At 71.3% G+C, this 14,223-nt stretch carries 10 protein-coding genes; 6 read left to right on the top strand and 4 right to left on the bottom strand.

Translation table 11 applies throughout. The features are described 5' to 3' along the window. Nucleotides 1-53 precede the first annotated feature (53 nt). The gene (pepN, locus tag K330_RS20690; RefSeq protein WP_051145562.1) at nucleotides 54-2,504 is read right to left on the bottom strand and encodes an aminopeptidase N; all 2,451 of its coding nucleotides are present in this window, start codon (nucleotides 2,502-2,504) and stop codon (nucleotides 54-56) included. Between the two features lie 142 nt (nucleotides 2,505-2,646). Further along, nucleotides 2,647-4,101 carry a 30S ribosomal protein S1 gene (rpsA, locus tag K330_RS0110820; RefSeq protein WP_022921848.1) on the bottom strand — a complete coding sequence of 485 codons (1,455 nt, stop codon included), beginning with the start codon at nucleotides 4,099-4,101 and terminating at the stop codon, nucleotides 2,647-2,649. A 151-nt stretch (nucleotides 4,102-4,252) separates the two neighbouring features. Between rpsA and K330_RS0110825 the strand changes: the two genes are divergently transcribed. The 5 genes from K330_RS0110825 to K330_RS0110845 all read left to right on the top strand — a co-directional run bounded on the left by K330_RS0110825 (nucleotide 4,253) and on the right by K330_RS0110845 (nucleotide 9,391). After that, nucleotides 4,253-5,107: a class I SAM-dependent methyltransferase gene (locus tag K330_RS0110825; RefSeq protein ID WP_022921849.1), complete on the top strand. Its 855-nt coding sequence runs from the start codon at nucleotides 4,253-4,255 to the stop codon at nucleotides 5,105-5,107. Nucleotides 5,108-5,274: 167 nt separating this feature from the next. Then, the gene (locus tag K330_RS0110830; RefSeq protein ID WP_022921850.1) at nucleotides 5,275-6,606 is read left to right on the top strand and encodes a branched-chain amino acid ABC transporter permease; all 1,332 of its coding nucleotides are present in this window, start codon (nucleotides 5,275-5,277) and stop codon (nucleotides 6,604-6,606) included. A gap of 13 nt (nucleotides 6,607-6,619) precedes the next feature. Then, nucleotides 6,620-7,597: a branched-chain amino acid ABC transporter permease gene (locus K330_RS0110835; RefSeq protein ID WP_022921851.1), complete on the top strand. Its 978-nt coding sequence runs from the start codon at nucleotides 6,620-6,622 to the stop codon at nucleotides 7,595-7,597. A gap of 139 nt (nucleotides 7,598-7,736) precedes the next feature. Beyond that, nucleotides 7,737-8,609 (top strand): ABC transporter ATP-binding protein, encoded by an 873-nt coding sequence (locus tag K330_RS20695; RefSeq protein WP_051145581.1) that lies wholly within the window; start codon nucleotides 7,737-7,739, stop codon nucleotides 8,607-8,609. Next, nucleotides 8,606-9,391 carry an ABC transporter ATP-binding protein gene (locus K330_RS0110845; protein ID WP_022921853.1) on the top strand — a complete coding sequence of 262 codons (786 nt, stop codon included), beginning with the start codon at nucleotides 8,606-8,608 and terminating at the stop codon, nucleotides 9,389-9,391. The genes K330_RS20695 and K330_RS0110845 overlap by 4 nt, the downstream gene beginning before the upstream one ends. A 168-nt stretch (nucleotides 9,392-9,559) precedes the next feature. Here K330_RS0110845 and K330_RS0110850 read toward each other — a convergent pair whose 3' ends face one another. Together K330_RS0110850 and polA are read right to left on the bottom strand one after the other, a co-directional pair. Further along, entirely contained in the window at nucleotides 9,560-10,810 is a 1,251-nt protein-coding gene (locus K330_RS0110850; RefSeq protein WP_308423441.1) for an ABC transporter substrate-binding protein, read from the bottom strand. A gap of 243 nt (nucleotides 10,811-11,053) precedes the next feature. Next, nucleotides 11,054-13,756, bottom strand: coding sequence for a DNA polymerase I (polA, locus tag K330_RS0110855; RefSeq protein ID WP_029202562.1), 2,703 nt, complete (start codon nucleotides 13,754-13,756; stop codon nucleotides 11,054-11,056). Nucleotides 13,757-13,775: 19 nt separating this feature from the next. On the opposite strand from polA, the gene K330_RS0110860 reads away from it, so the two are divergent. Next, nucleotides 13,776-14,216 (top strand): PaaI family thioesterase, encoded by a 441-nt coding sequence (locus tag K330_RS0110860; RefSeq protein WP_022921856.1) that lies wholly within the window; start codon nucleotides 13,776-13,778, stop codon nucleotides 14,214-14,216. The last annotated feature ends 7 nt before the right edge of the window (nucleotides 14,217-14,223 follow it).

Below are 14,223 nucleotides of genomic sequence, written 5' to 3' on the forward strand. Positions count from 1 at the left end.
TAACGCCCGGCACCCACAGACCCTTCCCCCGCCGGGACGCGACCCCGACCGGCTCAACCCCCGGTGGTGGCCCGGTCTGCGCGCCGCTGGTCGTGCAGGAGGTCGGCCCAGGTGCGCGCCAGCACCGGCGGCAGCCCGGGCCTGCCCAGCACCTCCTCCAGCGCCGCCAGCTGGGCGCCCGTCCACCGGAACCTCGGGGTGGCGCGGCCCACGACGAGGGCCAGCGCCTGTCCACGTCCGGCCACCCCGGGCGCCCGGTCCAGGTATGCCGGGACGAGCGGGTCGGTGAGCTCGCGCTGCTCGGGCGACCACAGGCCCCGGGCCAGGGCGACGATCTCCCGGTTGGACGTGCCCTCCGCGGTCAGCCGGTGCAGGGCCGCAGCCTTCGCGTCCGCACGGGGCACGGCGGCGGAGGCGGCGAGCGCCGCCAGCCGGGCGAGGCTGCTGCCGTCCCGGCCGAGCTCCTTGCGCACCGGGCCGTCGACGTCCTCCCCGAGGGTGGCGAGCCGCACGAGTGCGTCCCAGCGGTGCGTCGGGGCCAGGGGTCCGCGCGGACCGCCGTCGGCGAGCCAGGCGCGCAGCAGGTGCCGGTCGTGCGCCGTGGCGACGACCGTGCCCGTCGCGGTCTGTACCACGGCCTCCGGCGCCCCGGACCGGTCCAGGACGGCGCGGGCCACGGCGCAGAGGCGCTCGAGCAGCGCCGGGACCTCGGCCGGGACGGCCAGGGCCTCGACGACGCCCACCGCCCGGGACAGGACGTGCTCGAGCGCGAGCGCCGCCCGGTCCTGCGGGAGGTGGCGCTCCACCAGGGTGACGAGGTCGTGCACCGGGAGCTCTGCCCGGGCGGCCTCGTCCAGGAGCGTGGCCCACACCATGATGCGGGGGTGCTCGTCGGGGACGCGGGAGAGGCGGTCGGCGACCAGCTCGCGCGAGCGGTCGTCCAGGACCACCCTGGCGAACGTCTCCCCCGTGCTGTTGGGCACCACGAGGTCCGCCTCCGGCAGCGCGACGACGTCGCCGGCCAGGTCGACGACCTGCTCCCACGCGGCGACGAGCCCGCCGTCGGGGGACGGGCGGTAGCCGTGGACCCGGAGCCGGTGAGGTCGGGCACCCTCCCGCCGGAGGAACGGCATACCGTGCCCCTCACCGCCCCCCGGACGGAGCACGCGCACGGTGTCGTGGCCGGTGGTCCGCAGCCAGTCCTGCGCCCAGCCGCGCACGTCACGGTCGGTGGCCGACCCCAGGCTCTCGACCAGGTCCTCGAGCGTGGCGGTGCCGAACCGGTGCCGGCTCAGATGCCGGTCGACACCTCGGAAGAAGGTCTCCTCCCCCAGCCAGAACGCCAGCTGCCGCAGGCAGGAGTTGCCCTTGGCGTAGGAGATGGAGTCGAAGTTGTTGAACGCCGTGTCCACGTCGGGCACGTCTTCGGGACGGGGCGCCACGGGGTGCGACGTCGGCCGGCCGTCCGCCGCGTACCCCCCAGCCTTGCTGGAGATGTCGAACTCGGCGAAGGCGCTCTCGCCCGGCAGCGCCGCGCCACCGACCAGGAAGCCCATGTAGTCGGCGAACGACTCGTTGAGCCAGGTGTCCTCCCACCAGCGGAAGGTGACGAGGTCGCCGAACCACATGTGCGCCATCTCGTGGGCGATCACCCTGGCACGGCGCCGGGCGAGCGCGGGCTCGGTGACCGCGGGGGGCAGCATCTCGTCGCGGAAGGTGACGCACCCGGGTGTCTCCATGGCGCCCCAGTTGTGGCCCGGGACGAACACCTGGTCGTAGGTGCCGAACGCGTAGGGCTCGGTGAAGCGGCCGGCGTAGTCGTCGAAGGCCGCCTCGGTCACGGTCCGCAGCTGCGGGAGGTCCCGGTCGAGATCCGGCTGCTGGGAGGGGCGGCAGTGCCACCCGAACTCCTGCCCCGCGTGCTCCCAGGTGCGGGAGGCCCAGGCGCCCGCGCACACCGCGACCAGGTAGGTGGCGACCGGCGGGATGGGGCCGAACCGCCAGGTCCCGCCCGCGTCCGGGCCGGAGCACGTGCCGTTGGACAGCACGCGCCATCCGTCCGGAGCCGTGACGGAGACGGTGAAGGGGGCCTTCAGGTCCGGCTGGTCGAAGCAGGCGAAGACGCGTCGGGCCACGTCCATCCCGCCGTAGCAGCCGACGTAGACCTCACCGTCGACCGGGTCGACGAAGCGGTTCATCCCGTCACCGTCGGTGACGAACGGCAGCCGCGCCTCGACCACGGCGACGTTGCGCTCCCCCAGGTCCGAGAGGTGGACGCGGTCGTCGCGGTAGCACGTCGACGGCAGCTCCACGCCGTCCAGCCACACCCGCACCTCGCGGGCGTGCTGCAGGTCGAGGAAGGTCGCGGTGCCGGCGTCGGCGGAGAACGTCACGGTGGTGCTCGCGACGAACGTCTCCTCGGCCCGCAGGTCGAGGTGGACCTCGTAGGAGACCTCCCGGACGGTCCGGGCGCGGGCACGGGCATCAGGCAGGGTCAGCGGCACCCGCCGACCCTACCGGCGCCGCGGGTATGCCGCCGCCGCGGAGATGCGGAGGAGCCCGGCCCCCGAGGGGGCCGGGCTCCTGCGTCGAACGGTCTGGGGCGGAGCCCCAGCGGGGGTGCACGGGGGCGGAGCCCCCGTGCGATCAGTTGCCGGTCAGCTTCTCGCGCAGCGCGGCGAGCGCCTCGTCAGAGGCGAGCGTGCCGGTGCCCTCGTCGACGGTCTCGGAGGAGTAGGACGCCGTCGCGGGAGCGACCTCGACGCCGGCCTCGGAGTCGGCCTCGGCCGCGGACTCGACCTGGGCCTTGTGGGCCTCCCAGCGGGCGTGGGCGTCGGCGTACTCCTTCTCCCACTTCTCGCGCTGGGACTCGAAGCCCTCGAGCCACTCGTTGGTCTCGGGGTCGAAGCCCTCGGGGTACTTGTAGTTGCCCTGCTCGTCGTACTCGGCGGCCATGCCGTAGAGGGTCGGGTCGAACTCCTGCGCCACGGCCTCGTTGGCCTGCTTCAGCGACAGCGAGATGCGGCGACGCTCCAGGTCGATGTCGATGACCTTGACGAAGACCTCGGCACCGACGGTGACGATCTGCTCCGGCAGCTCCACGTGGCGCTCGGCCAGCTCGGAGATGTGGACCAGGCCCTCGATGCCGTCCTCGACGCGCACGAACGCACCGAACGGCACGAGCTTGGTGACCTTGCCGGGGACGACCTGCCCGATCGCGTGGGTGCGGGCGAAGGTCTGCCACGGGTCCTCGAGGGTCGCCTTCAGCGACAGCGAGACGCGCTCACGGTCCATGTCGACGTCCAGCACCTCGACGGTGACCTCGTCACCGACCTCGACGACCTCGCCGGGGTGGTCGATGTGCTTCCAGGACAGCTCGGAGACGTGCACCAGGCCGTCCACGCCGCCACCGAGGTCGACGAACGCACCGAAGTTGACGATGCTGCTGACGACACCAGAGCGGACCTGGCCCTTCTGCAGCTCCTTGAGGAAGGTGGTGCGGACCTCGGACTGGGTCTGCTCGAGCCAGGCGCGGCGGGACAGGACCACGTTGTTGCGGTTCTTGTCCAGCTCGATGATCTTGGCCTCGATCTGCTTGCCCACGTAGGGCTGCAGGTCGCGGACGCGGCGCATCTCCACGAGGGAGGCGGGGAGGAAGCCGCGCAGGCCGATGTCGAGGATGAGGCCGCCCTTGACGACCTCGATGACGGTGCCGGTGACGACGCCGTCCTCCTCCTTGATGCGCTCGATGGAGCCCCAGGCGCGCTCGTACTGGGCGCGCTTCTTGGACAGGATCAGGCGGCCTTCCTTGTCCTCCTTCTGGAGGACCAGGGCCTCGACCTCGTCGCCGACCGAGACGACCTCGGACGGGTCGACGTCGTGCTTGATGGCGAGCTCGCGCGAGGGGATGACGCCCTCGGTCTTGTAGCCGATGTCGAGCAGGACCTCGTCCCGGTCGACCTTGACGATGACTCCCTCGACGATGTCGCCGTCGTTGAAGTTCTTGATCGTTGCGTCGATCGCTGCGAGCAGCTCCTCCTCAGAACCGATGTCGTTGACAGCGATCTGGGAGATGGCCTTCTCGGCCGTGGTGGCAGTCATGTAGTAGGGGCTCCGATTGTGGACAATGGATGAAGATGGACGTTGGTGCAGGTGGCACGACCGCAGGCACGCGTGAGCGCACGCGACGCGCCGGTCAAGCCTATCGGGGCGATGCCCCGCGGTCAAAGCCGTGGCCTGGGAGACTGGGGCCGTGACCCCCGCCCAGCCTCCTCCCCCGTCCCCCGACCGGGTCTCCCGCCGACCGGTCGCGCACGAGGAGGCGGTGCGGGCCGGACGCGGATGGTGGGACGCCGAGGCGGACGACTACTACGCCGAGCACGGTCGCTTCCTGGGCGACGCCAGCCTGGTGTGGGGCCCGGAGGGGTGGACCGAGGAGGACCTCGGGCTCCTGGGGGACCTCCGCGGGCTCGACGTGCTCGAGGTGGGCGCCGGTGCCGCGCAGGGTGGCCGCTGGTGCGCCTCCCGCGGGGCGCGGGTCGTCGCCACCGACGTGTCCGCCGGCATGCTCGGGGTCGCACGGCGGATCGACGCGGGCACCCCGACCGGCCCCCACCCGCCTCCCGCGTACGTGCAGTGCGACGGCGCCCGGCTCCCCTTCGCCGCCGCCAGCTTCGACCGCGTCGTCACCGCCCACGGCGTGCTGGCCTTCGTCCCCGACCTGGTCGGTGCGCTCACGGAGTGGGCCCGCGTGCTGCGACCGGGAGGGCGCTGCGTCTTCTCCCTGCCGCACCCGGTGCGCTGGGCCTTCCCCGACGTGCCCGGTGACGAGGGCCTGAGGGTGACCCATTCCTACTTCGACCGCCGCCCGTACGTGGAGGAGACCGACGAGGGCGTCGTCACCTACAGCGAGCATCACCGCACCGTCGGCGACCTCGTCCGGGCGGTGACCGCGGCGGACCTGCGCCTGGTCGACCTCGTGGAGCCCGGGTGGCCGGCTGGGCGCGAGCACGTGTGGGGGGGATGGAGCCGCCGCCGGGGCGAGCTCCTCCCCGGCACGGCCATCCTCGTGTGCGACCGCCCTTCGGAGGCCGGCGCGCGGCCGTGACCTGCGACGGGGACGAGGCGGACGAGGCCTGGAGCACCCAAGGTCACGATCCGGACACGGTCCGGCGAAGGTCTGTCGAGGAGGCACCGGTTCGCTTATGCTCCACCCCAGCCATGCACCGCCGCCGGTGCGTGGAGTCTTGCCCGTGACCCCAGGCTGGAGGAGCAGTGCCGCCCACCACCCCCTACCGGGAGCGTCCTCGTGCCCGGAGCCCCCTGCACCTGCTGGGGCTCCTGCTGACGACGCTGTTCGTCTTCTCGGTGTTCGCCCCGCTCTCCGCGACCGCGCAGGCGCCCGACGACCCCTCGCAGGTCAACGTCGAGGAGCACGACCAGAACATCACGGTCAACGTGCGCAACGACAACGAGCCGGTCCCTGACGTCCGCGTGGTCGTCAGCGGCGGCGGCTACGAGGCCGAGGCCACGACCAACGAGCGGGGTCAGGCCCGGGTCGGGGTCCCGACGACCGACACCTACGAGGTCCTCCTCGACGAGGAGAGCCTGCCCGAGGGCATCACCGTGACCGGGGACAACCCGCTCAGCGTCGAGTACGGCTCCCAGTTCTTCCAGCCCGGCAACTTCTTCCTGGGTGAGGGTGAGCGGCAGACCGCCAGCTTCTTCTCCCAGTTCGTCGAGCGCCTGATGAACGGCGTCAACTTCGGGCTCATGCTGGCCCTGGCCTCGATCGGCCTGTCGCTGATCTTCGGCACGACGGGCCTGACCAACTTCGCGCACGCGGAGATGGTCACCTTCGGTGCGGTGATCGCGCTGACCTTCAGCGTCTTCGTCGACTGGCCGATCTGGCTCGCGATCATCATCGCGGTGGTCGCCAGCGGCGCCCTGGGCTGGGCCGTGGACGCCTCGATCTGGCGCCCCCTGCGCAGGCGGGGCATCGGTGTGGTGCAGCTGATGATCCTCACGATCGGTCTGTCCCTGGCGGGTCGTTACGTCTTCCAGTACTTCATCGGTGGTGGGACCCTCCAGCTGCCCGGCGCGGGCGGCACCCGGCACCAGATCATCGGGCCGATCCGGCTGAGCACCATCGACATGGTGAGCATGGGTATCAGCCTGGTGGTGCTGCTCGGTGTCGCCTACTGGCTGCAGCGCACCCGCACGGGCAAGGCGACCCGGGCGGTCGCCGACAACCGGTCCCTCGCGGCCGCGAGCGGCATCGACGTGGAGGCCGTCACCCGGATCGTGTGGGTCGCCGGCAGCGCCCTCGCCGGCCTCTCCGGCGTGCTGTGGGCCTACTTCCGCCCGGGGATCAAGTGGGACATGGGCGTGCAGATCCTGCTGCTGATCTTCGCCGCCGTCGTCCTCGGCGGCCTCGGCACCGCGTTCGGCGCCCTGCTGGGCGCCCTGGTCATCGGTGTCCTCGTCGAGGTGTCCACGCTGTGGATCCCCTCCGACATCAAGTACGTCGGCGCCCTCGGCGTCCTCATCATCATCCTCCTCGTCCGGCCCCAGGGACTCCTGGGCCGACGGGCCCGCATCGGATAACGGAGGGACTGCGATGGACTGGGGCCAGATCCTCAACAACACCGCGAGCTTCATCCTCTCGGCCGAGACCATCGGCTTCATGCTCGCCGCCATCGGCCTGGCGATCCACTTCGGCTACGCCGGCCTGCTCAACTTCGGGATGGCGGGCTTCATGGCGATCGGCGCCTACGGCTACGCGATCTCGATCCTGTCCTTCGGCCTGCCCTGGTGGGCGGCGATGGGGGTCAGCGTCCTCGGCGCGGTGGTCTTCGCGGTCGTCCTGGGCATCCCCACCCTGCGGCTGCGTGCGGACTACCTGGCGATCGTGACCATCGCCGCCGCCGAGATCGTCCGCCTGCTCTTCCAGACCCAGCTCTTCGACAGGTGGACCAACTCGGCCGACGGCCTGGGCGGCTACCACGAGAGCTTCCGGGCCGCCAACCCCCTGCCGGCCGGCACCTACGGCTGGGGTCCGTGGTACTACACCGACCAGGGCTGGTGGGCCAGGGTCTTCGGCCTCGTGCTCGTCGCCGTCGCCGTCCTCGTCGTGTGGCTGCTCATGCGCAGCCCGTGGGGGCGGGTGCTCAAGGGCATCCGCGAGGACGAGGACGCGGTCCGCTCGCTGGGCAAGAACGTCTTCCTCTACAAGATGCAGGCGCTCATCATCGGCGGGGTGATGGGCGCGCTCGGTGGCGTGGTGATCGCCCTTCCCTCGGCGGTGATCCCGCAGTACTACCTGCCCAGCCTGACCTTCTTCGTCTGGACCGCCCTGCTGCTCGGCGGCGCCGCGACGATCTTCGGCCCCGTGCTGGGCGCGGTCCTGTACTGGGTCCTGATGGCCTTCCTCGCCGGTGTCCTGCCCGCCATGGCCAACGCCGGCTACCTGCCGATGACCGCCACCCAGGCCGGCAACCTGCGCTTCGTGGTGGTCGGTGTCGCCCTGATGCTCCTGGTCGCGTTCCGGCCACAGGGCATCCTGGGGAGCAAGAAGGAGATGACCTTTGTCAAGTAACGAGCACCCCGCCGCCCCCTCCCCCCGGGAGCCCCAGGAGGACGGCCACCGGGACGACGCCGAGGTCACCGACCACACGGGTGACTTCGGCGACGACCGGTCCTCCGGCGACACGCTGGACGTCGCACCCACCCACGAGGTGCACACCAGCCACGACCTGGCGACCGGGCCGCCCGCCCCGGGTGTCGGCAAGAAGGACCCGATCCTGGTCGCCGACCACATCTCGCGCTCCTTCGGCGGCATCAAGGCCGTGGACGTCGAGCACCTCGAGATCCCCCGCAATGCCATCACGGCGCTCATCGGCCCCAACGGCGCGGGCAAGACCACCCTGTTCAACCTGCTCTCCGGGTTCGACCAGCCGGACAGCGGTGAGTGGTCCTTCAACGGCCGCTCCCTGGCCGGTATCCCCGCGTGGAAGGCAGCCCGCCGCGGCCAGGTGCGCACCTTCCAGCTGACCAAGGTGCTGCAACGGCTGACCGTCCTGGAGAGCATGAAGCTCGGCGCCACCGGGCAGACGGGTGAGCGGATGCTCGCCAGCATCTTCCCCTTCCTCTGGCGCGCCCAGGAGAAGGACATCGAGGCCCGTGCCCTGGAGCTGCTGCAGAAGTTCAAGCTCTACGACAAGCGCGCCGACTACTCCGCGGCCCTGTCCGGCGGGCAGCGCAAGCTGCTGGAGATGGCGCGCGCCCTGATGACCGACCCGGAGTTCGTGCTGCTGGACGAGCCCATGGCCGGTGTCAACCCGGCCCTGGTCCAGTCGCTGCTCGACCACGTCATCGACCTCAAGAGCGAGGGGATGACCGTGCTCTTCGTCGAGCACGACATGCACATGGTCCGGCACATCGCCGACTGGGTCGTGGTCATGGCCGAGGGGCGCATCGTCGCCGAGGGGCCTCCCGACGTGGTGATGTCCGACCCGGCGGTCGTCGACGCCTACCTGGGCAGCCACCTGGACCAGGACATCGGCGTCATCACCGGCCGTTACGACGAGGAGGGCAACCGCATCTCATGAGCACCACGGACACCGACCTCGAGCCGGCCGACCGGCCCGCCGCGGACTCCCGCGAGCTCGTCGTGGAGGCGCGCGACGTCACAGCCGGCTACCTGCCCGGCATCGACATCCTCACCGACACCAACCTGCAGGCCTACGACGGCGAGCTGATCGGCATCATCGGCCCCAACGGGGCCGGCAAGTCGACGCTGCTCAAGGCCATCTTCGGGCTGGTCAACGTGCGGTCGGGCACCATCTCGCTGCGCGGCGAGGACATCACCAACCTCAAGGCCAACAAGCTCGTGGCCAAAGGCGTCGGCCTCGTGCCGCAGACCGAGAACGTCTTCCCGACGCTCACCATCCGGGAGAACCTCGAGATGGGCGCCTACCAGCGTGCCTCCCAGGTCAGGGAGAGCCTGGACTTCGTGATCGACATCTTTCCCGCCCTCGGGGACCGGCTCAACCAGGTGGCCGGTTCGCTCAGCGGCGGCGAACGGCAGATGGTCGCGATGTCGAGGGCGCTGATGATGCGCCCCGACGTCCTGCTGCTCGACGAGCCGTCGGCCGGACTGTCGCCGGTCCGGCAGGACGACGCCTTCATCCGCGTCTCCTCGATCAACCAGGCCGGGGTGACGGTCATCATGGTCGAGCAGAACGCCCGGCGCTGCCTGCAGATCTGCGACCGCGCCTACGTGCTGGACCAGGGCCGCGACGCCCACACCGGCACGGGCCGCGAGCTGCTCAGCGACGAGAAGGTGATCGGCCTCTACCTGGGCACGCTGGGGCAGGAGGACGCCTCCTAGCCATCCGTCGCTGCTGCGCGGGCACAGCCGCACGAGGGCCCCGGGACATGGTCCCGGGGCCCTCGCCCTGTCTGCACATCCGCCCACGGCACTGCACGTCAGCCCGCACGACGAGGGCCCCCGGGACGGTGACCGTCCCGGGGGCCCTGCGCGGTGCGCGGGTCCGGCTCAGTTGAGGCGGACCAGCTGGTTGTTGCCGTCGTACTCGAAGATGCCGATGGTCGCCTCGGTCGGGTCGCCCTTCTCGTCGAAGGTGATCGGGCCGGACGGGCCGTCGTAGTCGACGACGCCGCCGTCGACGATGATCTGCGCGGCCTCGGCGAAGTCCGTGGCCGTCTCACCGCCACCGGTGCCGCCGGAGACCTCCTGCATCTTGGCGGCGATGTCCGGGCCCTCCACCGAGTTGGCGGACAGCGCGGCCAGGGCGGCCAGGATCACGGCGTCGTAGGACTCGGCCGCGTAGTTCCAGTTGGCGAGCTCCTCGTTGCCCTCGGCGGTCCAGACCTCGTTGAGCTGGCTCTCGAAGTCGTCCTCCAGGTCGGGGCCCGGCTGGGTGCCCTTGGAGCCCTCGAGCAGGCCCGGGTCGAAGTCCTCGCTGTAGTCGGCGATGTTGCCGTCGACGAAGTACAGCTTGCTGGTGTCGAAGCCCGCAGCGTCCAGCGCGGGGATGATGGTCTTGGCCTCCTCGAAGGTGATCAGGGCGATCGCGTCGGGGTTCTGGGCCATGACCGAGCTGATCTGGGCGTCGAACGTCGTGTCACCGGCGTTGTAGGACTCGCTGGCCACGATGCTGCCGTTGGCGGCCTCGAAGGTCTCCTTCAGCTGGGCCTCCAGACCGGTGCCGTAGGCGTCGTTGAGGTAGATGACGCCCAGGTTGACCACACCGTCCTGGGCGATGAGGTTGCCCAGCACCTCGCCCTGGAGCAGGTCCGAGGGCGCGGTGCGCCAGTAGAGGTTGTTGTCGTCCCAGTCGGTGAAGTCCGGCGAGGTGTTGGCCGGCGAGATCATCAGCCGCTCGGCGGCCACGACCTCGTCGATGAACAGCTTGGACACGCCCGAGGACGCGGCACCGACGATGACGTGGGCGCCGGCGTTGAGCAGCTGCGGCACGGTCGTCGCGTAGGCACGGTTGTCGGGGTCACCGGAGTCACCGAGGGTGACGTTGACGGTGATGCCCATGTCGGCGTCGTTGATGTGCTTCTCGGCGAGCAGGACGCCCGCCTCCTCCGGCGGGCCGAGGAAGGCCAGCGCGCCGGTCTGGGGCAGGACGGTGCCGACCTCCAGCGTCAGGTCACGCTCTCCGGCCTCACCGGTCGACTGGGTTTCCTCGGTCTCCCCGGGGGCGGCGGCGTCGCCGGTGTCCTCGGGGTCTTCTCCTCCACCGCCGCAGGCCGCCAGCACAAGAGTGGCAGCAGTCACAGCAGCGATCCCGCGGGCGGTCACGGACGCTCGAGAGCGAAGAGAGGTTGGGCTCATGGTGCTCCTCTTGTCGTTGTGGCAGCGACGATGCCGCCACGGTGTGCCCTGAACCTAGGGTGCCCTCCCGCCCCTGGCAAGGGTGCCGCGCCCGATCGTTCCCACATCGTTATCTAGCGTCACAGGGGCGACGCCGAGACCGCGGCGGCCGCTTCCGGCGCTGGTCAGGGCGGTGGGGGCCGATCCTCAGTGCGCCGCGTCGTGCCAGGTCCGGCCCACGCCCACGCTCACGTCGAGCGGGACCTGCAGGTCCGCGGCGGAGCCCATCTGCTCGCGCACGACCTGCTCGACCCGCTCCTGCTCCCCGGGGGCCACCTCCAGGACCAGCTCGTCGTGGACCTGGAGCAGCATGCGGGAGCGCAGGCCGGCCTCCTGCAGGCCGCGCTCGGTCCGCAGCATGGCCACCTTGATCAGGTCCGCCGCCGATCCCTGGATGGGGGCGTTGAGCGCCATCCGCTCGGCCATCTCGCGGCGCTGCCGGTTGTCGCTCACCAGGTCGGGCAGGTGGCGCCGACGCCCCAGGATCGTCTCGGTGAAGCCGCTGCGCCGGGCCTCGGCGACGACGTCACGCAGGTAGTCGCGCACCCCTCCGAACCGCTCGAAGTACTCGTCCATGAGGCCCTTGGCCTCGCCGGTGGAGATGCCCAGCTGCTTGGAGAGCCCGAACGCCGACAACCCGTAGGCGAGGCCGTAGCTCATGGCCTTGACCTTCGAGCGCATCTCGAGGGTGACGTCCTCGGGGTCGACCCCGAAGACCCGGGACCCGACGAACCTGTGCAGGTCCTCCCCGGTGCGGAAGGCCTCGATCAGCCCCTCGTCCCCGGACAGGTGCGCCATGATCCGCATCTCGATCTGGCTGTAGTCGGCCGACATCAGCGACTCGAAGTCACCCTGCCCGTCACGGCCGACGACGAAGATCTCCCGGATGCGCCGACCCTCCTCGGTGCGGATCGGGATGTTCTGCAGGTTGGGCTCGGTCGAGCTCAGCCGGCCGGTCGCCGCGATGGTCTGCTGGTAGGTCGTGTGGATGCGCCCGTCGTCGGCGACCGACTTGATCAGCCCCTCGGCGGTGATCCGCAGCCGGGTCTTGTCCCGGTGGCGCAGCAGCGCCTCGAGGAAGGGGTGCTCCGTCTGGGCGTAGAGGCCCGCCAGGGCGTCGGCGTCGGTGGTGTATCCGGTCTTGGTGCGGCGCGTCTTGGGCAGGGCCAGCGTGTCGAAGAGCACGGTCTGCAGCTGCTTGGGGGACCCGAGGTTGACCGTGTCGTCACCGATCGCGTCCCAGGCGTCCTGCTGTGCCTGCGTCATCGCGTCGGCGAACTCGCGCTCCAACCGCTGCAGCCCGTCGACGTCGACCGCGATCCCGGCCCGCTCCATCCGCCGCAGCACGCCGACGAGCGGCAGCTCGACGTCGCGCAGCAGCGCCTGCTCCTCGTCGTCGGCCAGCTCGGTGTCCAGCGCCAGCGACAGGTCGTGCACCGCCCTGGCGTGGACCATCGCGGAGCGGGCAGCCGCCGCCTCGGCCGTGTCGTCCGCACCGAAGGCCAGCTCCAGCTGTCCCTGCGCCTCGGGCTCGTCGTCCAGGCGCAGCTCGCGCCGCAGGTAGCGCAGCGCCAGGTCGGCCAGGTCGTAGGAGCGCTGGTCCGGCCGCACCAGGTAGGCGGCCAGAGCCGTGTCGCTGACGATGCCCTCGACGGGCAGGCCACGTTCCTCCAGCGAGCGGACCTGGCCCTTGGCCTCGTGCAGCACCTTCTCGCGCGCCGGGTCCAGGAGGAACCCCGCCAGCGCGGTCTCGTCGTCAGGTCCGAGGTCGACCAGGTCGACGAAGGCCGCCTGCTCCGCGCCGGCCAGGCCCACGGCCGTGGCCTCCCCCGGGCCGGCGGCGGTCCTCGGTGCGGCGTGCACCACGACGGCCGTGCGCGACCCGGCACCGGCATACCGGTCGAGCCAGGAGGCGACCTCACCCGCGGGGAGGGCCTGCCCCTCGACCTCGATGCCCTCCTCGGCCTCGGTCTCGGCCGACTCCAGGGTGCTGAAGAGCCGGTCCCGCAGGACGCGGAACTCCAGCCCGTCGAAGACGCGGTGCACCTCCTCGCGGTCCCACCCCCTGGCCTGCAGGTCGTCGACGCCGACCTCCAGCGGCACGTCGCCCACGAGCTGGTTGAGGCGGCGGTTGCGCAGCACCTGGTCCAGATGGTCGCGCAGCGCCTGCCCGGCCTTGCCCGTGAGCTGGTCGGCGGCGCTGACGATGCCGGACAGGTCGCCGTGCGCGGCCAGCCACTTCGCCGCGGTCTTGGGGCCCACGCCGGGGACGCCGGGCAGGTTGTCCGAGCTCTCCCCCACCATGGCGGCGAGGTCGCTGTAGCGCTCGGGCCGCACGCCGTACTTCTCCTCGACCTTCTCGGGCGTCATCCGCCACGTCTCCGAGACCCCCCGGACCGGGTAGAGCAGCAGCGTCCGGTCGTCGACGAGCTGGAAGGCGTCGCGGTCCCCCGAGAGGATGAGCACCTCCATGCCCTGGGAGCGGGCCTGCCCGGTGAGGGTGGCGATGATGTCGTCGGCCTCGTAGCCGTCGACCTCGACGTGGGTGATGCGCAGCGCGTCGAGCACCTGCTTGATGAGGTCCACCTGCCCCACGAACTCGCTCGGGGTCGCCGCCCTCCCGGCCTTGTACTCGGCATACTCCTGCGTCCGGAAGGTCTGGCGCGACCGGTCGAAGGCCACCGCGACGTGGGTGGGCGCCTCGTCACGCAGCACGTTGATGAGCATCGAGGTGAACCCGTAGACCGCGTTGGTGCTCTGCCCCGTCGTCGTGGAGAAGTTCTCCACGGGCAGGGCGTAGAACGCGCGGTAGGCCAACGAGTGTCCGTCCAGCAGCAGCAGTCGACTCACGCATGGCAGCCTATGTCCCATGCCCGACACCTCCGCTCCCCTCCCCCTGTCCGCGATCCCCGGGATGTCCTCCGGGCAGCCCGGTGGCACCCTCTCGGAGCGGATGGGTATGGAGTTCCTCGAGATCGCGGCGGAGCGTACGGTCGCGCGGATCCCCGTGGCGGGCAACACCCAGCCCTACGGCCTGCTGCACGGTGGCGCGTCGGCCGTGCTGGCCGAGAGCGTGGGCTCGGTGGCCGCCGCGGTGCATGCCGGCGCCGACCGGATCGCCGTCGGGGTCGACCTCAGCGCCACGCACCACCGCGCGGTGCGGGAGGGCTGGGTGACCGGCGTGGCCACCCCGCTCTCGCTGGGCCGGTCGGTGGCCAGCTACGAGATCGTCGTGCGGGACGACGACGGCCGGCGCGTCTGCACCGCACGCCTGACCTGCATGCTCCGGGACAGGGCCCCCGGCGCCTGACACGCCG

The sequence above is a fragment of the Ornithinimicrobium pekingense DSM 21552 genome, from assembly GCF_000421185.1.
In the GTDB taxonomy this organism is placed as follows: Bacteria; Actinomycetota; Actinomycetes; order Actinomycetales; family Dermatophilaceae; genus Ornithinicoccus; species Ornithinicoccus pekingensis.

What these genes read in the sequence shown, in the direction of transcription:
- rpsA (WP_022921848.1), bottom strand. Translation starts at nt 4,101, where the DNA reads ATGACTGCCACCACGGCCGAGAAGGCCATCTCCCAGATCGCTGTCAAC.
- K330_RS0110845 (WP_022921853.1), top strand. Translation starts at nt 8,606, where the DNA reads ATGAGCACCACGGACACCGACCTCGAGCCGGCCGACCGGCCCGCCGCG.
- K330_RS0110835 (WP_022921851.1), top strand. Translation starts at nt 6,620, where the DNA reads ATGGACTGGGGCCAGATCCTCAACAACACCGCGAGCTTCATCCTCTCG.
- K330_RS0110860 (WP_022921856.1), top strand. Translation starts at nt 13,776, where the DNA reads ATGCCCGACACCTCCGCTCCCCTCCCCCTGTCCGCGATCCCCGGGATG.